Genomic DNA, 19,042 nt, shown 5'->3' with positions numbered 1-19,042 from the left:
ACCCAGACCGATCCGCACACCCCGCTGTTCGATCTCAGCCAGGCCCTGCAGATCGCCTCCACCGCCGACAGCCCCGCCGCCCTCACTGAGGCCCTGCTGCCCAGGATCAGGGACTCCTTCTGGCTGCTGGTCTCCAGCAATGCCGTGATCGAGGCCCAGCACGCCCAGGCTGTGAGCATGATCCTGGAACGGGCCATCCCCAGCGGGGTCTCGGTAGCCCTCGATCTGGACTGGCAACCGCAACGCTGGGGCCTGCCGCTCCAGGCGCCGCCGAGCGCCGAGGTGCTGCGGCGTGTCCAGCCGCTGGCCTGGAGTGCTCAGCTGATCCGTTGCAGCCGTGAGGAGGCCGAGGCCTTTTTCGGCAGCGCGGATCCGGTGCGGGTGCATCGCCACGACAGCCTCCCCCAGCGGCCCGCTGTGCTGATCCGCGCTGACAGCGGCGCTCTGGATTGGTGCATCGGCGGACGCCTGGGCAGTCTGGAGGCCTCAATGCTGCAGGACCACGACCTGTTCCTGACCCGGCTGCTTGACAACCTCTCCAGCCACCCCGAGCTGCTGGGGAATGCCGGCCCGGGCCTCGACGCCGTGGCCGACCCGGATGGCATGGCCGAACAGCTGCTCAGCGCCGCCCTGGCTGCCTCTGCTCCCCTCAGCGACGGCTGAGACGGGCGGCATCGCCGCTCGAGAGGCGGCGTCTGCCGGCACTGGGCAGCCACAGGGCCACCCCCAGGGCCAGCAGTTCCAGGGGGATCTGGCGCCCGCCCAGCAGCACCACCGCCACCGACACCACCGCCAGCATCCGCTGCAGCAGGCTCCAGACGTCGTCGCGATCGGCGCTGCCGCTGAACCAGAGCGTCGCGGCGAGGCTGAGCAGCACCAGATCCAACCACCAGGGCATCGCCAGCGCCCGATCCGGGCCGCGCTAGAGATCCCATTCTGATGCCGGTGGTCGATCGGCGCTGCGGCGGGCTGGGCCTCAGCGCGCCGCGCGGCCGGTCTGGGCGTTGCCGCTCAGCCAGCTCTCCAGGCCCTCCCCCAGAAACGACAGCCCCAGCACCAGCACGAACATGGCCAGGCCGGGGTAGAGGGCGGTCCACCATATGCCGGTGGGCAAGGCCGTGAGGGCCTGCTGCAGGTCGCCGCCCCACTCGGGAATGGTTTCCGGCAGGCCGAGCCCCAGAAAGCCCAGACCCCCCAGCACCAGCACGGCATCGGCGGCATTGAGGGTGAGCAGCACCGGCACCGAGGTGATCACGTTGCGGAACAGGTAGCTGCGCAGGATCCAGGCGGGCCCGGCGCCCAGCGAGCGGGCCGCCTCCACGTAGAGCTCAGCCTTCACCTGGGCCGTCTGGTTGCGCACCACGCGGAAGTACTGGGGGATGTACACCACGCAGAGGGCGGCGGCGGCATTGGGCAGGCCGCGCCCCAGCAGGAAGGCCAGCACCACCGAGAGCAGCAGCACCGGCAGGGTGTAGAGGGTGTCCATCAGCAGCACCAGCAGCCGGTCCACCCAGCCGCCCAGATAGCCGCTCACCATGCCGAGGGGCACCCCCACGATCAGCGCCACCACCAGGGCCAGAGCCACCACCTGCAGGGCCACGCCGCTGGCCGAGAGGGTTCGCACGCACACGTCCCGGCCGAGCCGGTCGGTGCCGCACCAGTGGGCCGGCGATGGCGGGGCGTAGATGGGGTTCTGCAGGCCGGCATTGGGATCCGGCAGCCAGCCGAGCTGCACCAGCAGCGGCGTGAGCACGGCCACCAGGGCATAGATGAGCACGATCACCACCCCCCAGCGGGCCATGCGGGCCGAGAGGGTGGTGGGTTGCCAGCGGAACGGCACTCAGGCGCGGATCGGGTGGGCCCATTCAACCCCCGCCCCCCCTGGCCCGCTTGCGCGGCGGCTCCTGACTAACAGACTTCAACTCCTCCGGCTTCAACTCCACACCCAGAGTTGAGACTCATGCTCGGGGCAGACCCAGCTGCTGACTGGCGAAGCGTGATTAGCCCCACGGATGAGGCTCCAGCCTCAAAAGTCTTTGTTGCCAGAGCTGCAACCGCTTGATCTGCTGCCTCTTGCAGCCCCATGGTCGCGCTGAAAGACGGTCCTCAGGGAGTCCTTCGTCACAGTGACTTGGCAAACGCGCCGTGCGTGTCAACACTGAGTGACGTTCGTGCTACCTCAAGCAGATCCTCACCATGACCACGTCCCTTCGACCCAGGTTCCTGGCCCAGCGCTCCCTGATCCAGGTTCTTAGCAGTGCAAACAAAAAACACAAAAGCCTGAAAACCGGCTTCACCCTGATGGAGCTATTGATTGTTGTGATCATCATCGGCGTACTGTCAGCGATTGCGATTCCTGCCTTCCTCAACCAGCAAGGCAGAGCCCGCATCAACACGGCCCAGATAGCTGTCATGGATATGGCGCGAGCCTGCACGGCAGCGCAGGTGACGGGTGAACAGGCTGACTTAGCGATTCCTGCAAACATCACCGGCGGCCCCTGTCCTGCCGCAGGAACCCAGGTTGACTTCACAGCAAGCGCAGCTGACTTCAAACTGACCACAGCACCTGTCGCCACGGTCACATCAGCTGGTGCGACAAGTCTCACAACCTGCGCAGCTGCAAGTGGCTGGACGGCAGGAACCGCACCTTCGTGCAATCCCACCCGGAGCTGACTCCAACCGGATCGGCCTTCAGGTTTGCCACCGAAGTTGACCCATGATGTGGCCTGAAACGTTCGACTCCAATCGACGTTTCAGGCTTTTGTGCATCTAAGTTCGCAAGCCTCCGGCGAGGGTTGCCGCATCCGTCTTGATCGTGCCAGCAGGCGATGGGATCATGGGACTGCGTCGCTCCCGCGGCTGATCGCCTGGATCACCTGATGGCCGCCGAGCCGATCCAGCCGCACCTGCACCACCCCCTGCTGCGACACCGCCGCTAATCCCGCGCCCGGCGGCAGGGCATCGATCAGCACCCGGGTCTGGGGAGCGGCTGATGTGAGGGCACCCAGGCGGTCGTAGGCGGGGCCGCAGCGCCACACCACCTCTCCCCGCCAGATCGGATCACTGGCGGGGCCGCGGGCGTAGGTGATCGTGCCGGCGGGGGAGTGGAGCTGCAGCACCAGCTGCCGCCCGGCCGTGGCGCAGCTGCCGGCCAGGTCGGCGTGGATCGCCGCGCCCAGCCGCACCTCCCTGGCCTGCTGCAGCTCGGCGCGGATCAGCTGCACGGCCCGGGCGCTGCTCTGGCGCTCCCGCAGCAGCCGGGCCNWGCWKCTGRYCGTGGCGGCCCTCGCTGAGCAGCAGCTGCAGCATCAGGGCGCGGAGCACCGAGCCCAGCAGCGGCGTGAGTGAGAGCTCCACCAGGGAGAAACCCCCGGCCAAGAGGCGGGCGGGCGGGCTCAGGCGGCAGCGGCGGCGCAGGACCATGGCTGAGACTCAGAGGCTGGCGTCGGGCAGGCAGGCGTCACTGGCAAGGGCGCCGGGATCGCCGTGGTAGCGGCCCACCCGCACGATCCCCAGCGGCGGAGACATCACCAGGCAGCGGCGCAGGTCGGTGCCGGCGCTGCCGATCACCACGGTGCCGCCATCGATCGCCAGGCCATTGGCCGTGAAGCGCAGCTGCGAGGGCAGGCTGTGGTGGAGCCGCAGGCTGCTGTCGCCCTCCAGCACCCGGGCCTCCAGGCCATCCTCCCCGTGCAGGGGCAGATCCAGGGGCTGGCGGCGGTCCTCGGCCCGCTCGCGGCTGTGCTCCAGCAAGGTGCCGAGCCGCCGGGCGGCGGACTCCACCTTCACCGCCGCCAGCTGGCGGCGGCCGCTGTCGATCACCAGGGCCGCCATCAGGCCCAACAGGGTGAGCACCACTAGCGCCTCCGCCAGCGAAAAGCCGCCGCTACAGCGGCAGGTGGTGCAACAGCGTGGCCGGCAGTGGCTCCTGATCACAGCTCCTCCGCCTGAGGGGCAGGGGCCCCAGCGTCGTGATCGGCGTTCTCTCCGCCGCAGAGGCCGTAGGCGGCGGGATCGAGCTGGCGCTCGCGGCTGAGGCCCAGGCCTGGCAGCTCGGCCCTCACCAGGAATCGGCCCTCGTTGCCGGCCTGGCGCAGCGTCACCTGAACGGCGCTGTCCTCAAGGGCATCGGGCCGGGCGGTGGTGGTGGGCAGCAACGCCGCGATCAGGCTGCAATCAGCCCGCAGCGGTTCCTCCGCCTGCTGCCTGCCCGCCCAGCTCTGCAGCGTGGCCTCCACCGCCAGCAGCTCCTGATCGAGCTGCTGCAGGGCCTGCAGCTGGCGCTCCGAGCCCAGGCTCCAGCGGCTGGTGGCACTCCACAGCTGCAGCGAGGAGCTGGCTGAGGCGGTGAACACCGCCGCCGATACGATCAGTTCCACCAGGCTCATGGGTTCGCCTCGGAGCTGGCCAGAGGGCAGGGCGGCAACGCCCCCGCGGCGCTGCGCAGCCCCAGATGCTGGAAGCCCCTCAGCCGCGGCGTGGGGCCAGGCCCCCAGCTCCACAGCAGCCTGGAGGCGGAGCGATAGGTGGCGCCGTCCTCCTCGATCTCGAGGAGCAAATGGGCCTCCAGCACAGGCGCCGGGGCCGCTGCGGGCGCCGCGGGTGGTTCCGGCTCCTGCGGGCAGTACTGCAGCAGGGTGTAGGAAGCGCTCTGCGGGGCTGGCTGGCTGGCCAGCAACGTCCCTCGCAGCAACGCTTCAACCTCCCCCGTCTGGGCGCAGCCACCCGGCTGCTCGCTCTGCCACTGCCAAGCCGACTCGGGCAGGGCAATCAGGCATCGGTGGCGGCGTTGCAGGCTGCCGGCCACGGCTTGGGCGGCAGCCTGCAGACGGTCCTCCCGGGCCTGCAGGCGTTGGCGCACAACCAGCTGGCGACGCTCCTGCAGGGCCATGGCCTGCAGCGACAGGCTGCTCAGCACCAGAAACAGCGAGGCCGTGGAAGCCAACGGCAGCAGAAAACCGGCCGAGGCAGCCGCCCTGGGGGCGGGCTGCCATCGGCGGCTAAGAGGGCGGGAACGCCGTCGTGACCAGAGAGCCACGGGCGAGCAGGCGCAGGGCACGGCTCAGCGTTGCCACACTCCCGCCGCGAGGCTCTGGCGAGGGATCAGAGCCCCGAAATCGGCACCACCCGCAGCTTGGTGGGATCCACGCCGGGGAAGCCCATCACGCCGTTGCCGTAGGACACCAGATCGTTGAAGCGGAAACGACGGCCGATGTTGCGCAGGGTCACCTGATCTTCGCGGCCGAAGTTGCGGATCACGAAGCGCTGCATGTGATTGAACGGTCCGTGGGTGCGTGTGTTGTTGGTGAAGAAGAAGCGATCACGCACCTCATCTCTACCGAAATTGATCACACTCTGGGAACGCTTGGTGATCGCCCCGGCAGTCGACTGAAAGTCGATCAGATCACTGCCCCTGGATCCCTGGAAGATCCAGTTGCGGGCCATGGCGTTGTTGACCGGGAAGCCGGTGACGATGTCCCGGGGATTACCCCCGCCTTCAGCAGCGGCTTGCCGTTGCTTCAGCGACGACACCTTCATCGTGGCGTTCCAGGACACGGGCTGGCGCAGCCAGCTGGAGCCACCTGTGAGCTGAATGATCGAGGATTGACGGCCTTTGACCCGTCGGGCCGAGATCCAGTCAGGCTTGCTGACGAAAGTCGAGAGTGCGGCAGACCCGCATGGCGTCCAGTAGGGCAGAAGTTGTATCGCCTGCTGCGGGAGGGGAAAGAGCGGCCGCAGCCGGGTGGCGAACTGACAGCCACCTCTTGCGCCAGGCTGCAGCGATCAACTGTTGAGCTTGAGTACGGCCATGAAGGCCTCCTGGGGTACCTCCACCTTGCCCATGGCCTTCATGCGCTTCTTGCCCTTGGCCTGTTTCTTCAGGAGTTTTTTCTTGCGGGAAATGTCTCCTCCATAGCACTTGGCGAGCACGTCCTTACGCATGGCACTGATGCTCTCCGAGGCGATCACACGGCTGCCGATCGAGGCCTGGATGGGAATCTTGAACTGCTGGCGGGGGATCAGCTCCTTCAGCTTCTCCACCAGCCCCTTACCCACGTTGTAGGCCTTGTCGCGGTGCACGATGGTGGTGAGGGGATCGGCCTTCTCGCTGTTGATCAGCACATCGAGGCGAACCAGCTCATTGCGGCGGTAGCCAATCAGCTGGTATTCCATGGAGGCATAGCCCTTGGTGCGGCTCTTCATCTGATCGAAGAAATCCGTTACCACCTCAGCCAGGGGCATCTCGTAGTGGAGCGTCACCCGATCGGTGGTGATGTACTTCATATCCACAAACTCGCCGCGCCGCTCCTGACACAGCTCCATCAGGGTGCCGTTGAAGGTATTGGGGGTGTAAATCTCGAGCTTCACATAGGGCTCTTCGATCGATTCACGCTTCTGCGGATCCGGCAAGGTGGCGGGATTGTCCACCATCAGCATCGAGCCATCCAGCAGGTTCACCTGATAGATCACCGATGGGGCGGTAACAATCAGATCGAGGTTGTATTCCCGCTCCAGCCGCTCCTGCACAATCTCCATGTGCAGCAGCCCCAGGAAGCCGCAGCGGAAGCCGAAGCCCATGGCACTGCTGGTTTCCGGCTCGTAGCGCAGGGCCGCATCGGAGAGCTGGAGCCTGTCGAGGGCCTCGCGCAGATCAGGGTATTGATCGGCATCGGTAGGGAACAGCCCGCAGAACACCATCGGCTTCGCCTCGGTGTAGCCCGGCAGGGCCGCCGCCGCCGGGTTGGCGGCCAGGGTGATCGTGTCGCCCACGCGGGCATCGGCCACGGCCTTGATCGAGGCGGCCAGGTAGCCCACCTCGCCGGCGTGGAGGCTGTCCACCTGGCGCTGATCGGGCGCCATCACACCCACCTCATCGAGCTCGTAGCTCTTGCCAGAGGCCATCAGCAGCACTTTGTCCTTGCGGCTGATCGAGCCGGCCATCACCCGGAAGTACACGATCACGCCGCGGTAGGCGTCGTAGTAAGAGTCGAAGATCAGGGCCTGCAGCGGCTCGGCCATCCGGTTGGCCGGAGGCGGCACCCGCTCCACCACCGCCTCCAGGATGTCCGGCACGCCGAGGCCGGTCTTGGCCGAACAGGCGATCGCCTTGGAGCAATCGAGGCCAATGATCGCCTCGATCTCCTCCTTGATCCGCTCCGGATCGGCACCGGGCAGATCGATCTTGTTGAGCACCGGAATGATCTCCAGATCATTCTCCAGGGCGAGATACACATTCGCCAGGGTCTGGGCCTCCACGCCCTGGCTCGCATCCACCACCAGCAGGGCCCCTTCGCAGGCCTGCAGCGAGCGACTCACCTCATAGGAGAAGTCCACATGGCCAGGGGTGTCGATCAGGTTGAGGATATAGTCGGTGCCATCGGCGGCGGTGTAATCCATCCGCGCCGCCTGCAGCTTGATCGTGATGCCCCTTTCACGCTCCAGCTCCATGTTGTCTAGAAACTGCTCCTGCATGTCGCGAACGGCCACGGTGCCGGTGTCCTGCAGCAGTCGATCGGCCAGGGTGGATTTGCCGTGGTCGATGTGGGCAATGATGCAGAAGTTGCGGATGCGGGAAACAGAAACGTCGGTCATGCGCTCGGATTCAGCCGCTCCCGCAGGTCGAAGCCAGGGGCGGAGGCAGCATGATCCTAGGCAGTGGCAGAGGAGCCCCCTGGAGAAGCCCCACTGAGGAGGGCTTCCTAAAGGCGGGGGGGGATCACGAACATTCACCTACCAGCCCGCCCAGGACCAATCCACTGAGCCTGACAGCCGAGCTCGCTGGCGCGAGCCCTTGAAGGGCCGTCGAGCAGGATTGGCGTGCCGCCACCAGCTGGCTTGCCGGAGCATGCGGCAGCCCAAGCTCTGGTCAACCCGGCCTTGGCTGTTTCATCAGCCAACCGCCGCGGGCCCTGGCCAGGAAAATCGGCTTCGGCAAACGCTTTCCCTGGGCCCTGACATGGGCAAACCCCAGATTTAGCCACCCAGAGGAGCCCCTCATTAGGATGGACCTGATTCGCGAACTGACGTCATGACCACCGAGACGCCCACTCTTGATCCCCGTGCCCTCACCGTGGAGAACGTGGAGCGCACCCTTGATGAGCTGCGCCCTTACCTGATGGCTGATGGGGGCAACGTCGAGGTGGTGGAAATCGAGGGGCCTATTGTGAAAGTGCGATTGCAGGGAGCCTGTGGGAGCTGCCCGAGCAGCACCATGACCCTGAAGATGGGCATCGAACGCAAGCTGCGGGAGGCCATTCCTGAAGTCAGCGAGGTGGTGCAGGTGCTCTGAAGCCGACCCTGTCGACATAAGGGCTCACAAGAGACTCTGGGGACAATCACGATTATTGTCCCCATACAACTATTGAATAGATCAAAACGCATTTTGTCGAAGCTCTAGCCAAGTAGCAGCCGGATTCCCTCCTGAAATAACTATCAAATCAAAACCAAATCAAATTAAACGCACAATGCAGGCGTAGCCACAAGCTCGCAATCTCTGGATTTATCGCCCCCGCCTGATCGAGTGGATCATTTCAATTGGCCATCATCCCCACCGGGCTCGCGGTGCTGTTGAAGTCAGGCACCTGCATGATCATCTTGATCAGCCCACTACAATTGGCAGCCTGAATGGGGTTCGGCTTCGGTCCCAACCCCCAACTTTCGGCACACGATCAAACAGACAGACCGATGCCTCCGCCCGGCTCGCCGGCCAAGCCGAGGCAGCCTCGCTGTTCCATACCAGAGAGAAGGACGCCGGCCTCAGCCTGTACCCGCGCCCACCTGGTCCTCACGGTGGCGTCGTAGGCCTCCACCGCGATCTCACTCACCCCCGTGACCTCATCCTGCGCGCCGGCGTGCAGCTCTTCATCGACTGAAGGCCCACGGGGTCATGCCCCAAGCCGCTGCCAGCCGCTGCCAGGCCTGCTTTTAGGCTGCCTCGATCCGCTCCCCTGCCGTGCTCGATCAGCGCCTGCTGCGCAGCCATCCCGACCAGATCGTGAGCCAGCTGGCCCGCCGCGGCCTGAGCGTGGATCTGATCGGCCTGCAGCTGGTGGCCACCGAGGAGCGCGACCTCGAGCAGCGCCGCAGCGGCCTGCAGGCCGAGGGCAACCGCATCGGCAAGGAGGTGGGCCAGCTGATCCGCGGCGGCGCCGATCCGGGCGGGCCGGAGGTGGCGGCCCTGCGGGAGCAGGGCAACCGGGTGAAGCAGCAGGTGGCGGTGCTGGAGGAGGAGGAGAAGGCGCTGCAGAGCCAGCTGCGCGAGCAGCTGCTCACCCTGCCCAACCTGCCCGCCCCCGAGGTGCCTGAAGGCCGCAGCGAGGCCGACAACGTGGAGGTGAGGCGCTGGGGCGAGCCGCGGCCCCCCGCCGGCCTGCAGGAGCACTGGCAGATCGGCGAGCGCCTGGGCCTGTGGGAAACCGAGCGCTCGGTGCGCATCGCCCAGAGCCGCTTCATCACCCTGCTGGGGGCCGGCGCCCGCCTCGAGCGCGCCCTGATCGGCTTCATGCTCGATCACCACACCGCCTGCGGCTACACCGAGGTGCTGCCGCCGGTGCTGGTGAACTCCGCCAGCCTCACCGGATCGGGCCAGCTGCCCAAGTTCGCCGAGGAGAGCTTCCAGTGCGCCGGCGACGACCTCTGGCTCACCCCCACCGCCGAGGTGCCGCTCACCTCCCTGCACCGCGATGAGGTGATCCCCGCCGAGCAGCTGCCCCTGCGCTACTGCGCCTACACCCCCTGCTTCCGCCGCGAGGCCGGCTCCTACGGCCGCGACACCCGCGGCCTGATCCGCCTGCACCAGTTCAACAAGGTGGAGCTCTACTGGTTCTGCCATCCCGACCAGTCGGCGGCGGCCCTGGAGCTGATCACCGCCCAGGCGGAATCGATCCTCGAGGCCCTGCAGCTCCCCTACCGCCGCATCGAGCTCTGCGGCGCCGATCTCGGCTTCTCCGCCGCCCGCACCTTCGACCTGGAGGTGTGGCTGCCCGGCGCCGGCGCCTACCGCGAGATCTCCAGCTGCTCCCTCTGCCACGACTTCCAGGCCCGCCGCTCCGCCATCCGCTTCAAGCAGGGCAAGACCACCCAGCTGCTGCACACCCTCAACGGCAGCGGCCTGGCCGTGGGCCGCACCATGGCCGCCCTGCTCGAGAACGGCCAGCAACCCGATGGCTCGGTGATGCTGCCCGCTGCCCTGGCGCCCTACTTCGGCGGCGAGCGGATCGGTTGAGCTGCAGGCACCTGAACAGCCCCCCACGCCATGAGACAGAGGCCCACCAGCACCTGGTACGACCAGGAGCAGCGGCGCCGCCGCTCGCCCTTCTTCCGCCAGCTGGATCGCTCCTTCCAGTTCCGGGTGCTGATCGCCGCGGCCTGCTCCTTCGTGCTGTTGTCAGCGGTGAACCGCTTCGAAAACTGCCATCGCTCCCGCCTGGCGCCCGATTGCCTCACCAGCAACTATCTCGAGATCATCAGCATCGACAACGCCGAGGCGTTCAGCATCGTGGCCGCCGCCTTCGTGTTCATCTTCGAGGCGGGCAAGCGCCGCGAGCGCGAGCACCACGAGATGCTCGATCTGCTGCTCGCTGACCGACAGACCTGCACCACCAACAGTCTCGGCCGCATCCGTGCCCTGGAGGATCTCTCAGCCGCTGGGATCTGGCAGGACGACTTCGATCTGCAGCGCGCCAACCTCGAGGGCCTGCACATTCCCTTCAGCCGCTGGCGGGGCGCCAACTTCTCCGGCACGGTGCTGCGCCATGCCGACCTCCACGGCGTGGACCTGCAGGTGGCCGATTTCAGCGACGCCGACCTCAGCGGCGCCGATCTCTCCGCGGCCGATCTCCGTGGCGCCAGCTTCCTGCGGGCCCGGCTGCACCAGGCCGATCTGCGCGGCGCCCGCCTCACCGGCACCGACTTCCAGGATGCCGATCTCAGCCAGGCCCTTTCCGATCAGCCCCTGCCGCCAAGCGGTGCCGCCGCCAGCGGCCCCACAATGGATGTTCTCAGCGACACGACCTGAATGGGCGTTCTCACGGCACTGGCGATCCTGGCGGGACTGATCGTGGTGCACGAGGCCGGCCATTTCTTTGCGGCCACCTGGCAGGGCATCCGGGTGAGCAGCTTCTCGATCGGCTTCGGGCCGGTGCTGCTGGAGCGCCAGCGCCGGGGCGTGCAGTTCGCCCTGCGGGCCATCCCCCTGGGCGGCTTCGTGGCCTTCCCCGACGACGACGAGGACAGCCCGATCGCCAAGAACGATCCCGACCTGCTCACCAACCGCCCCCTGCACCAGCGCGCCCTGGTGATCGCCGCCGGGGTGCTGGCCAACCTGCTGCTGGCYTGGCTGGTGCTGGTGGCCCAGGGGGTGGTGGTGGGCCTGCCAGCCGGCTTCACCTCCGCGCCTGGGGTGCTGGTGTCGGGCGTGCTGCCCGGCCAGCCCGCCGCCGTCGCCGGCCTGCAGCCGGGCGATCGGATCGTGGCCCTGGCCGGTGAGGACATCGGCGGCGGCCAGCAGGCCGTGGCCTCCTTGGTGGAGCAGATCAAGGCGGCGCCGGAGCGCGATCTCACGCTTGTGGCCGAACGCGGGGATCAGTGCCTGGCCCTGCGGCTCACCCCCAGCGATCTCGATGGCGTGGGCCGCATCGGCGCCCAGCTGCAGCCCAACGGCACCGAGCTGTTCCGCCCGGCCCGCAGCCCCCTGGAGGTGGTGGGCCAGGCCAGCCGCGACAGCTGGCTGCTGCTGAAGCGCACCGCCGGCGGCTTTGTCACCCTGGTCACCCACTTCGGTGAAACGGCCTCCCAGGTGTCCGGACCCGTGAAGATCGTGGAGATGGGCGCCACCCTGGCCCAGCAGGGCGGCGGCAGCCTCTTTCTGTTCACCGCACTGATCTCGATCAACCTGGCGGTGCTCAACGCCCTGCCGCTGCCGCTGCTCGATGGCGGCCAGCTCGCCCTGCTGCTGCTGGAGGGCGTGCGGGGGCGGCCGCTGCCGCAACGCTTCCAGATGGCCTTCATGCAGTCGGGCTTTGTGTTCCTGGTGGGCCTCAGCATGCTGCTGATCGTGAAGGACACCTCCCAGCTCCCCGCCGTGCAGCAACTGCTCGGGCGCTGATCGGGCCACCCCATGCCGCGCCTCGCCACGGCCCGCCAGCGGGCGCCCCAGATCCTGGAGCGCCTCGGCGTGCTCTACCCCGATGCCACCTGCTCCCTCGACTGGCGCACGCCCTACGAGCTGCTGGTGGCCACCATGCTCTCGGCCCAGTGCACCGATGAACGGGTGAACCGGATCACCCCGGCCCTGTTCGAGCGCTTCCCCGACGCCGCCAGCGCCGCCGTGGTGGATGCCACCGAAGTGGAGCCCTACGTGCACTCGGCAGGGTTCTTCCGCAACAAGGCCAAGAACATCGTGGCCGCCTCACGGCTGCTGATCGAGCGCCATGGCGGCGAGGTGCCGCGCACGATGGAGCAGCTGCTGGAGTTGCCGGGTGTGGCCCGCAAGACCGCCTCGGTGGTGCTGGCCTGGTGCTATGGCATCAACGCCGGCGTCACGGTGGACACCCACGTGAGCCGCCTGGCCCAGCGGCTGCGCCTCAGCCGCCACAGCGAACCGCGCCGCATCGAGCCGGATCTGATGAAGCTGATCCCCCAGCCCGAGTGGCAGACCCTCTCGATCCGGCTGATCTTCCATGGCCGCGCCGTCTGCACGGCCCGCAGCCCCCGCTGCCCCAGCTGCCCGATCGCCGACCTCTGCCCGATGGGGGCAGGGGCAACGCGGTAAGCTCAACGATCCCTGACCGCTACCACTCCGGCCCGCATGGCGAAGAAGTCGATGATTGCGCGCGACGTCAAGCGCAAGAAGATGGTGGAGCGCTTCTCCGTCAAGCGCGCTGCCCTGAAGGCCGCCTTCGAAGCCGCCGCCGATCCGATGGAGCGGCTGGAGATCCACCGCAAGATCCAGTCCCTGCCGCGCAACAGCGCCCCCAACCGGGTGCGCAACCGCTGCTGGGCCACCGGCAAGCCCCGCGGCGTCTACCGCGACTTCGGCCTCTGCCGCAACCAGCTGCGCGACCGCGCCCACAAGGGTGAACTGCCCGGTGTGGTCAAGTCGTCCTGGTGAGCCTCACCTCCAGCCGTGCTGGCGGGGCGCTGCCGCACCGCAGCACGGCTGAATGCGAGAATGGACGTTGACAAAGAGAGATAAGGCCAAGTGCAAGGACAAACTCAGTCGATCTCCTTCGATGGTCGGGAGATCCGGCTGACCACCGGGCGATTTGCTCCCCAGGCAGGGGGTGCTGTGATGGTGGAGTGTGGTGATACGTCTGTTCTGGTGACCGCCACCCGCTCCAAAGGCCGTGAAGGCATCGATTTCCTCCCCCTGATCTGCGACTACGAGGAGCGCCTCTACGCCGCCGGGCGCATCCCCGGCAGCTTCATGCGCCGCGAGTCGCGCCCCCCCGAGCGCGCCACGCTGATCTGCCGCCTGATCGACCGCCCGATGCGGCCGCTGTTCCCGAACTGGATGCGCGACGACCTCCAGATCGTGGCCACCTGCCTGTCGCTGGATGAACGGGTGCCGCCCGATGTGCTCGCCGTGACCGGCGCCTCGATGGCCACCCTGCTGGCCAGGATCCCCTTCAACGGCCCCATGGCCGCCGTGCGCGTGGGCCTGCTGGGTGACGACTTCGTGCTCAACCCCACCTACCGCGAAACCGAGCGCTCCGAGCTCGACCTGGTGGTGGCCGGCACCCCCCAGGGCGTGATCATGGTGGAGGCGGGCGCCAACCAGCTGCCCGAGCAGGATGTGATCGAGGCCATCGACTTCGGCTACGAGGCGGTGTGCGAACTGATCAAGGCCCAGCAGAACCTGCTCAAGGAGCTGGGCATCGAGCAGGTGATCCCCGAACCGTTGGAGGAAGATCCCGCCCTGCCCGGCTTCCTGGCAGCGGAGTGCAACCAGCCCATCGGCGAGCTGCTCAAGCAGTTCAGCCTCAGCAAGGCCGAGCGCGATGAGAAACTCGACGCCATCAAGGCCGAGGTGGGTCAGAAGATCGCCGGCCTCGGCGAGGACGACCCGATCCGCAAGGCCTCCGGCGGCAAGGCCCTCGGCAACGCCTACAAGCGCCTCACCAAGCAGCTGATGCGCGCCCAGATCGTGGGCGAAGGCAAGCGCGTCGATGGCCGCAGCCTCGATGAGGTGCGGCCGATCCAGGCCGCCGCCGGCGTGCTGCCCAAGCGCGTGCACGGCTCGGCCCTGTTCCAGCGCGGCCTCACCCAGGTGCTCTCCTGCGCCACCCTCGGCACCCCCAGCGACGCCCAGGAGATGGACGACCTCAACCCGTCCACCGAGAAGACCTACCTGCACCACTACAACTTCCCCCCCTACTCCACCGGCGAAACCAAGCCGATGCGCTCCCCCGGCCGCCGCGAGATCGGCCACGGCGCCCTGGCGGAGCGCGCGATCATTCCGGTGCTGCCCGCCAAGGAATCCTTCCCCTACGTGCTGCGCGTGGTGTCGGAGTGCCTCAGCTCCAACGGCTCCACCTCCATGGGCTCGGTGTGCGGCAGCACCCTGGCGCTGATGGATGCGGGTGTGCCCCTGAAGGCCCCCGTGAGCGGCGCCGCCATGGGCCTGATCAAGGAGGGCGAGGAGGTGCGCATCCTCACCGACATCCAGGGCATGGAGGACTTCCTCGGTGACATGGACTTCAAGGTGGCGGGCACCGAGAAGGGCATCACCGCCCTGCAGATGGACATGAAGATCACCGGCCTGGCCGTGAGCACCGTGGCCGAGGCCATCAACCAGGCCCGTCCGGCCCGGCTGCACATCCTCGAGAAGATGCTCGAGGCGATCGACAAGCCCAACCAGAGCCTCAGCCCCCACGCCCCGCGCCTGCTCAGCTTCCGCATCGATCCGGAACTGATCGGCACCGTGATCGGCCCCGGCGGCCGCACGATCAAGGGCATCACCGAGCGCACCAACACCAAGATCGACATCGAAGACGGTGGCGTGGTGACCATTGCCAGCCACGACGGCGCCGCCGCCGAGGAGGCCCAGAGGATCATCGAGGGCCTCACCCGCCGCATCACGGAAGGGGAAGTGTTCAGCGGCGGGGTCACCCGCGTGATCCCCATCGGCGCCTTCGTGCAGATCCTGCCCGGCAAGGAGGGCATGATCCACATCTCCCAGCTCAGCGAATCGAGGGTGGAGAAGGTGGAGGATGTGGTGAACGTGGGCGATCAGGTGACCGTGCGCGTGCGCGAGATCGACAACCGCGGCCGCATCAACCTCACCCTGCGTGGCGTGCCCCAGGCCGACACCCCCGTGCCCGTCTGAGGGGTTGGGGTCAGAGCGGGAAGCCAGGGTCGATCACGGCCATGGCCGCCGCGGCCCGCTCACACAGCTGGCCGTGGGCCAGGCCATGGCTGGCGATCAGGCAGCCGGCCTGGCGCACGTCGCCGCTGTTGTAGGAGAGCGGCGCGCCATCGGCGTGGCTGAAGCTGCCGCCGGCCGCCCGCAGCACCGCCTCGGGCGCGGCCATGTCCCAGTCCTTCGGGGCACTCTTGCCCGAGAGCGAGATGTAGAGGTCGGTCTCCCCCCGCAGGATCGTGGCCACCTTGCCGCCCACGCTGCCGATCGCCTTGGTGTCGCCCAGGTCCAGGGCGCCGAGCAGCCGCTCCAGCCGCTGGTCGCGGTGGTTGCGGCTGGCCACCAGCACCAGCTCGCTCAGCTCGCGACGCCCGCTGAGCCGGGCCGGGCTGCGCTCACCGCTGCGGCCCTCGCACCAGGCCTCACCGCCATCAGCTGCCACCACGCCGATCCAGAGCTCCTCCATCTCCGGCAGCAGCACCACCCCCAGCACCGGCGCGCCAGCGCGCACCAGGGCCAGGTGCACGGCGTACTCGCCGGTGCCCTGCAGAAAGTCCTTGGTGCCATCGAGGGGATCGAGGATCCAGATCCACTCGGCCGCCAGCGGCTGGCCGGCCGTGAGCTGCTCGCTGGCGGTCTCCTCGCTGAGCAGGGTCCAGTCGGCCTCGGGGAAGGCGCTGGCCAGGCCATCGAGCAACCAGCGGTTCACGGCCAGGTCAGCGGCACTCACCGGCCCCTCGCCGCCGGAGTCCACGCTCAGGGCGGCGGCAAAGCCGTAGGGGGGCTGCTCGCCGCGGGCGTAGGCGCGCAGGATGTCGGCTGCCCCCCAGCTGAGCCGCCGCAGCACCGTCAGCAGCTCCTCCAGGGCGATGCCTGAGGGCAGGTTGAGGGTGGCGGCCATCATGCTGGTGCTGCAGGGGGCATTGTGCAGGAGAACCCAGCAGATCCCCGAAGCGGCCTGATCCCGTGACCCAACAACCTGAACCGGCACCGGGGGTGCTCTACCTGGTGGGCACGCCGATCGGCCATCTCGGCGACCTCTCGCCCCGGGCCCGGCAGGTGCTGGCGGGGGTGAACCGCATCGCCTGCGAAGACACCCGCCGCAGTGGCCTGCTGCTGCACCAGCTGGGCCTGCGCGGCCGCGGCCATGGCCCGCGGCTGCTGTCGTTCCATCAGCACAACCAGGCCGCCCGGCTGCCCGAACTGCTGGCCGCCCTGCAGGCCGGTGAGGCCATCGCCGTGATCAGCGATGCAGGCCTGCCGGGCATCTCCGACCCCGGCGAGCTCCTGGTGGCCGCCGCCCGCGCCGCCGGGCTGGCCGTGATCTGCGTCCCCGGACCCAGCGCCGTGACCACCGCCCTGGTGAGCAGTGGACTGCCCTGCGGCCGCTTCTGCTTCGAGGGCTTCCTGCCGCCCCGGGCCAGCCAGCGCCGCCAGCGCCTGCAGGAGCTGGCCCAGGACGAGCGCACCCTGGTGCTCTACGAAGCGCCGCACCGCCTGCTGGATCTGCTCGAAGACCTGCTGGCCACGGTCGGGGACCGGCCCCTGCGGGTGGCCCGCGAACTCACCAAGCGCCATGAGGAGCAGGTGGGCCCCACGGTGACGGCGGCCCTGGAGCACTTCCGCCGCATCCCTCCCCAGGGGGAGTGCACTCTCGTGCTGGGTGGCGCCCCAGCCGCGGCCCCAGCCGCCTGGGATGAGGCAGCTCTGCTCCAGGAGCTCGAAGCCCTGGTGGCCGGCGGGCTCAGCGGCCGCGATGCGGCCCGGAACCTGGCGGAGCGCAGCGGCCACAGCCGCCGCGATCTCTACGCCCTGCTGCACCGCGGCGGCTGAGCAGGCAGACTTCTGCCAGATCGCGCTCCGCTGCCATGCTCGTGCGCCTGCGCCTGGTGCTGSCCAGCCTCTCAGGCGGCGCTCTRCTGCTGCTGCTGCTCTGTCTGGGCGCCCAGAACCTGGAGCAGCGCCCGAAGCTTTGGGTGGGGGCGGGCAGCACCGCCCCCCTGCCGGCCGGCTTCCTGGTGGGGCTGGCCCTGGTGGCCGGGGTGGTCAGTGGGGGAGGCTCGGCGGCCCTGCTCTGGCCGGGGAGCCGGGACTAGGCCKCTGAACCGCTGGCCGGGGGGTTCGCCGCGGCCTGGGTGCCTGGCTCCGGCAGGGCGTAGAGGCTGCCATCGATCACCACGCGGCTGATGCCCTGGGCGCTCAGGTAGGGGGCGGTGAGCAGCAGCAGGCTGGGATTCGGCAGCGGGATCACCCGCTGGTTGCGGCCGCAGTGGCGCTTGGCCAGGCGCTGATTACCGAACACGCCCACCGCCTGGCGCTCCTCCTCGTCGTGGGGAAGGGGCCCCAGCTCGGTGAACTCCCGCAGCGGCCTGGCCAGCAACTCCACCATCTTGTCCACCAGCAGGAAGGCGGTGCTGGGCAGCTCCGCCTCGGAGAGGGGCCGGCAGCTGATCGGCTCGGGCGGATGGTCGAGGGCCAGCACCGGCACGGTCACGAAGGTCTCAGGGCCGTCGTCCTCGCTGCCTGCGTCCTCGCCGTCGGGGTCGTCGGCGTTGGTGTCGTCCGTGTCGGGGTCGTCGCCGAAGTCATCGGCGTCGTCGATGGCCCACACCCGCCGTCGACCGCCATCCACGGGGTCTTCATCCGGATCGAAAATGCTCTCTGCTGGCTCGGATCCGGCGGCCGGCTCAGGCTCAGCAGCTGGTGGCGCCGCTTCGGCCTCTGTGAGCTTCTCTTGCAGGCGGATCGGCGGAGCAGCAGCGGCGACAGCAGGAGCTGGCTGCGCTGCGGCAGCAGCCTGCTTGCCGCGCCGCTGCTTGAGCTGCTCATACTCAGCCGAATCGAGGCAAGCCTTCAGGGTGCGGCTGATGGTGTTGGCACTGCAGCCATACAGCTTGCCCAGCTCCGTGCTGGAGTCTCCCGCCCGGTAGCGCGCCACGATCTCTTTCTTCTGGCCCTCGGAAAGCCGGCTAGCCACCATCCACCGTCCATCCAGAGCAGCAGACTACTTTAAGGGCTTAACTAGGAGCTGCTGGCACAATGGCCCCAGCCGGCCCGCCGGGCCGACTCGCTCCCTTAGCTCAGCTGGATAGAGCAGCTGCCTTCTAAGCAGCCGGTCGTTGGTTCGAGTCCAACAGGGGGCGTTTCGCCAAATCGTAGTCCCAAGACAGGGAGCAAGCCACTCAGGGCAGGGGCGCTCCGGGTGGTTTCGGCTGTCTCAATGGTGCCTTCATCTCCCAGAAAGAATCGGGAAGTTCCAGGATTTCACGCAGATTGCACGCGGGCGGGATGACACGATGGCCTCGCCACCTTGGCTGCGGAACCTGAGTAAAGCCTTCAAGGCCCACCGACTGGGACGACCCGGTTGGTACATGGAGGTGAACCGCGACCGGCTGCGAGTCCTCTCCACTGAGCTGCCTCTGCGGCCGGGCGCCCCCGACTACAGGACTGATTCAAAGTGTGTCACAGTCGCTCTGGCCTGAGCTGCCGGCATGGGGTGTGTTGGGTGGTAGCGCCCATTCCTTGTGCCCGAAATCGCCTCTGCTGCTACTGATTGTCCGACGACAATCTGGTTGAGGGGTCGCGCCAAACAGGTTGACCGCTCTGGAGTGGATCAGCTGAATCCGGTTGCCATGCGCAGGGCACCGGGCCATGCCTGCTCCCCTCAACGCTCACCAGATT

At 68.0% G+C, this 19,042-nt stretch carries 21 protein-coding genes and 1 tRNA gene; 12 read left to right on the top strand and 10 right to left on the bottom strand.

Features of this window, described 5'->3' with window-relative positions; all coding sequences use genetic code 11:
• Nucleotides 1-663 (top strand): fructokinase (locus tag IQ216_RS03350; RefSeq protein WP_193814325.1); only part of this gene is annotated, 663 nt, incomplete at its 5' end.
• Here IQ216_RS03350 and IQ216_RS03345 read toward each other — a convergent pair.
• Both IQ216_RS03345 and IQ216_RS03340 read right to left on the bottom strand, forming a co-directional pair.
• Nucleotides 650-898, bottom strand: a complete 249-nt coding sequence (locus IQ216_RS03345; RefSeq protein WP_193814324.1) for a hypothetical protein — start codon at nt 896-898, stop codon at nt 650-652. The genes IQ216_RS03350 and IQ216_RS03345 overlap by 14 nt on opposite strands.
• Nucleotides 899-976: 78 nt before the next feature.
• Entirely contained in the window at nt 977-1,801 is an 825-nt protein-coding gene (locus tag IQ216_RS03340; RefSeq protein ID WP_193814326.1) for an ABC transporter permease, read from the bottom strand.
• 395 nt (nt 1,802-2,196) lie between these two features.
• Here IQ216_RS03340 and IQ216_RS03335 point away from each other — a divergent pair, with 395 nt between their 5' ends.
• The gene (locus IQ216_RS03335) at nt 2,197-2,673 is read left to right on the top strand and encodes a type IV pilin protein (RefSeq protein ID WP_193814323.1); all 477 of its coding nucleotides are present in this window, start codon (nt 2,197-2,199) and stop codon (nt 2,671-2,673) included.
• A gap of 161 nt (nt 2,674-2,834) precedes the next feature.
• On the opposite strand, the gene IQ216_RS03330 is transcribed toward IQ216_RS03335, so the two are convergent.
• The 6 genes from IQ216_RS03330 to lepA all read right to left on the bottom strand — a co-directional run bounded on the left by IQ216_RS03330 (nt 2,835) and on the right by lepA (nt 7,593).
• Nucleotides 2,835-3,224 (bottom strand): hypothetical protein, encoded by a 390-nt coding sequence (locus tag IQ216_RS03330; RefSeq protein ID WP_193814322.1) that lies wholly within the window; start codon nt 3,222-3,224, stop codon nt 2,835-2,837.
• 208 nt (nt 3,225-3,432) lie between these two features.
• Nucleotides 3,433-3,855: a GspH/FimT family protein gene (locus IQ216_RS14545; protein WP_193814321.1), complete on the bottom strand. Its 423-nt coding sequence runs from the start codon at nt 3,853-3,855 to the stop codon at nt 3,433-3,435.
• 77 nt (nt 3,856-3,932) lie between these two features.
• Nucleotides 3,933-4,379, bottom strand: coding sequence for a hypothetical protein (locus tag IQ216_RS03320; RefSeq protein ID WP_193814320.1), 447 nt, complete (start codon nt 4,377-4,379; stop codon nt 3,933-3,935).
• A 5-nt stretch (nt 4,380-4,384) separates the two neighbouring features.
• Entirely contained in the window at nt 4,385-4,945 is a 561-nt protein-coding gene (locus IQ216_RS03315) for a hypothetical protein (protein WP_193814319.1), read from the bottom strand.
• 158 nt (nt 4,946-5,103) lie between these two features.
• Complete coding sequence (locus IQ216_RS03310; protein WP_193814318.1) at nt 5,104-5,556, bottom strand: hypothetical protein; 453 nt, start codon at nt 5,554-5,556, stop codon at nt 5,104-5,106.
• A 228-nt stretch (nt 5,557-5,784) separates the two neighbouring features.
• Nucleotides 5,785-7,593, bottom strand: coding sequence for a translation elongation factor 4 (gene lepA / locus IQ216_RS03305; RefSeq protein WP_193814317.1), 1,809 nt, complete (start codon nt 7,591-7,593; stop codon nt 5,785-5,787).
• 436 nt (nt 7,594-8,029) lie between these two features.
• Between lepA and IQ216_RS03300 the strand changes: the two genes are divergently transcribed.
• The 7 genes from IQ216_RS03300 (at nt 8,030) to IQ216_RS03270 (ending at nt 15,328) form a co-directional block, all read left to right on the top strand.
• Nucleotides 8,030-8,290: a NifU family protein gene (locus IQ216_RS03300; RefSeq protein WP_186697118.1), complete on the top strand. Its 261-nt coding sequence runs from the start codon at nt 8,030-8,032 to the stop codon at nt 8,288-8,290.
• A 663-nt stretch (nt 8,291-8,953) separates the two neighbouring features.
• A complete protein-coding gene (gene serS / locus IQ216_RS03295; protein WP_193814316.1) occupies nt 8,954-10,225 on the top strand; it encodes a serine--tRNA ligase in 1,272 nt (423 codons plus the stop codon).
• Between the two features lie 30 nt (nt 10,226-10,255).
• On the top strand, nt 10,256-11,017 hold the full coding sequence (locus IQ216_RS03290) for a pentapeptide repeat-containing protein (RefSeq protein WP_193814315.1): 762 nt from the start codon (nt 10,256-10,258) through the stop codon (nt 11,015-11,017).
• Nucleotides 11,018-12,106, top strand: a complete 1,089-nt coding sequence (rseP, locus tag IQ216_RS03285; protein ID WP_193814314.1) for an RIP metalloprotease RseP — start codon at nt 11,018-11,020, stop codon at nt 12,104-12,106.
• A gap of 12 nt (nt 12,107-12,118) precedes the next feature.
• A complete protein-coding gene (gene nth, locus IQ216_RS03280) occupies nt 12,119-12,772 on the top strand; it encodes an endonuclease III (RefSeq protein WP_186697122.1) in 654 nt (217 codons plus the stop codon).
• A 36-nt stretch (nt 12,773-12,808) separates the two neighbouring features.
• On the top strand, nt 12,809-13,111 hold the full coding sequence (rpsN, locus tag IQ216_RS03275) for a 30S ribosomal protein S14 (protein WP_186697123.1): 303 nt from the start codon (nt 12,809-12,811) through the stop codon (nt 13,109-13,111).
• Between the two features lie 90 nt (nt 13,112-13,201).
• Nucleotides 13,202-15,328, top strand: a complete 2,127-nt coding sequence (locus IQ216_RS03270; RefSeq protein ID WP_193814313.1) for a polyribonucleotide nucleotidyltransferase — start codon at nt 13,202-13,204, stop codon at nt 15,326-15,328.
• 10 nt (nt 15,329-15,338) lie between these two features.
• Here IQ216_RS03270 and IQ216_RS03265 read toward each other — a convergent pair whose 3' ends face one another.
• Nucleotides 15,339-16,265, bottom strand: a complete 927-nt coding sequence (locus IQ216_RS03265; protein ID WP_193814312.1) for a 3'(2'),5'-bisphosphate nucleotidase CysQ — start codon at nt 16,263-16,265, stop codon at nt 15,339-15,341.
• 62 nt (nt 16,266-16,327) lie between these two features.
• Here IQ216_RS03265 and rsmI point away from each other — a divergent pair, with 62 nt between their 5' ends.
• Both rsmI and IQ216_RS03255 read left to right on the top strand, forming a co-directional pair.
• Nucleotides 16,328-17,194 carry a 16S rRNA (cytidine(1402)-2'-O)-methyltransferase gene (gene rsmI, locus IQ216_RS03260; RefSeq protein ID WP_193814311.1) on the top strand — a complete coding sequence of 289 codons (867 nt, stop codon included), beginning with the start codon at nt 16,328-16,330 and terminating at the stop codon, nt 17,192-17,194.
• A 35-nt stretch (nt 17,195-17,229) separates the two neighbouring features.
• Nucleotides 17,230-17,457, top strand: coding sequence for a hypothetical protein (locus IQ216_RS03255; RefSeq protein WP_193814310.1), 228 nt, complete (start codon nt 17,230-17,232; stop codon nt 17,455-17,457).
• Here IQ216_RS03255 and IQ216_RS03250 read toward each other — a convergent pair.
• Nucleotides 17,454-18,341, bottom strand: coding sequence for a hypothetical protein (locus IQ216_RS03250; RefSeq protein ID WP_193814309.1), 888 nt, complete (start codon nt 18,339-18,341; stop codon nt 17,454-17,456). The genes IQ216_RS03255 and IQ216_RS03250 overlap by 4 nt on opposite strands.
• A gap of 89 nt (nt 18,342-18,430) precedes the next feature.
• Between IQ216_RS03250 and IQ216_RS03245 the strand changes: the two genes are divergently transcribed.
• Nucleotides 18,431-18,504 (top strand) — tRNA-Arg (locus IQ216_RS03245).
• The last annotated feature ends 538 nt before the right edge of the window (nt 18,505-19,042 follow it).

The organism is Cyanobium sp. LEGE 06143, assembly GCF_015207535.1.
GTDB lineage: Bacteria > Cyanobacteriota > Cyanobacteriia > PCC-6307 > Cyanobiaceae > NIES-981.
This window is presented reverse-complemented; position numbering and strand designations above follow the sequence as displayed.

Excerpts from the sequence above, each read along its gene's own strand:
- rpsN (WP_186697123.1), top strand. The coding sequence starts at position 12,809 with ATGGCGAAGAAGTCGATGATTGCGCGCGACGTCAAGCGCAAGAAGATG.
- IQ216_RS03300 (WP_186697118.1), top strand. The coding sequence starts at position 8,030 with ATGACCACCGAGACGCCCACTCTTGATCCCCGTGCCCTCACCGTGGAG.
- IQ216_RS03345 (WP_193814324.1), bottom strand. The coding sequence starts at position 898 with ATGCCCTGGTGGTTGGATCTGGTGCTGCTCAGCCTCGCCGCGACGCTC.
- IQ216_RS03340 (WP_193814326.1), bottom strand. The coding sequence starts at position 1,801 with ATGGCCCGCTGGGGGGTGGTGATCGTGCTCATCTATGCCCTGGTGGCC.
- nth (WP_186697122.1), top strand. The coding sequence starts at position 12,119 with ATGCCGCGCCTCGCCACGGCCCGCCAGCGGGCGCCCCAGATCCTGGAG.
- lepA (WP_193814317.1), bottom strand. The coding sequence starts at position 7,593 with ATGACCGACGTTTCTGTTTCCCGCATCCGCAACTTCTGCATCATTGCC.
- IQ216_RS03290 (WP_193814315.1), top strand. The coding sequence starts at position 10,256 with ATGAGACAGAGGCCCACCAGCACCTGGTACGACCAGGAGCAGCGGCGC.
- IQ216_RS03265 (WP_193814312.1), bottom strand. The coding sequence starts at position 16,265 with ATGATGGCCGCCACCCTCAACCTGCCCTCAGGCATCGCCCTGGAGGAG.
- IQ216_RS03335 (WP_193814323.1), top strand. The coding sequence starts at position 2,197 with ATGACCACGTCCCTTCGACCCAGGTTCCTGGCCCAGCGCTCCCTGATC.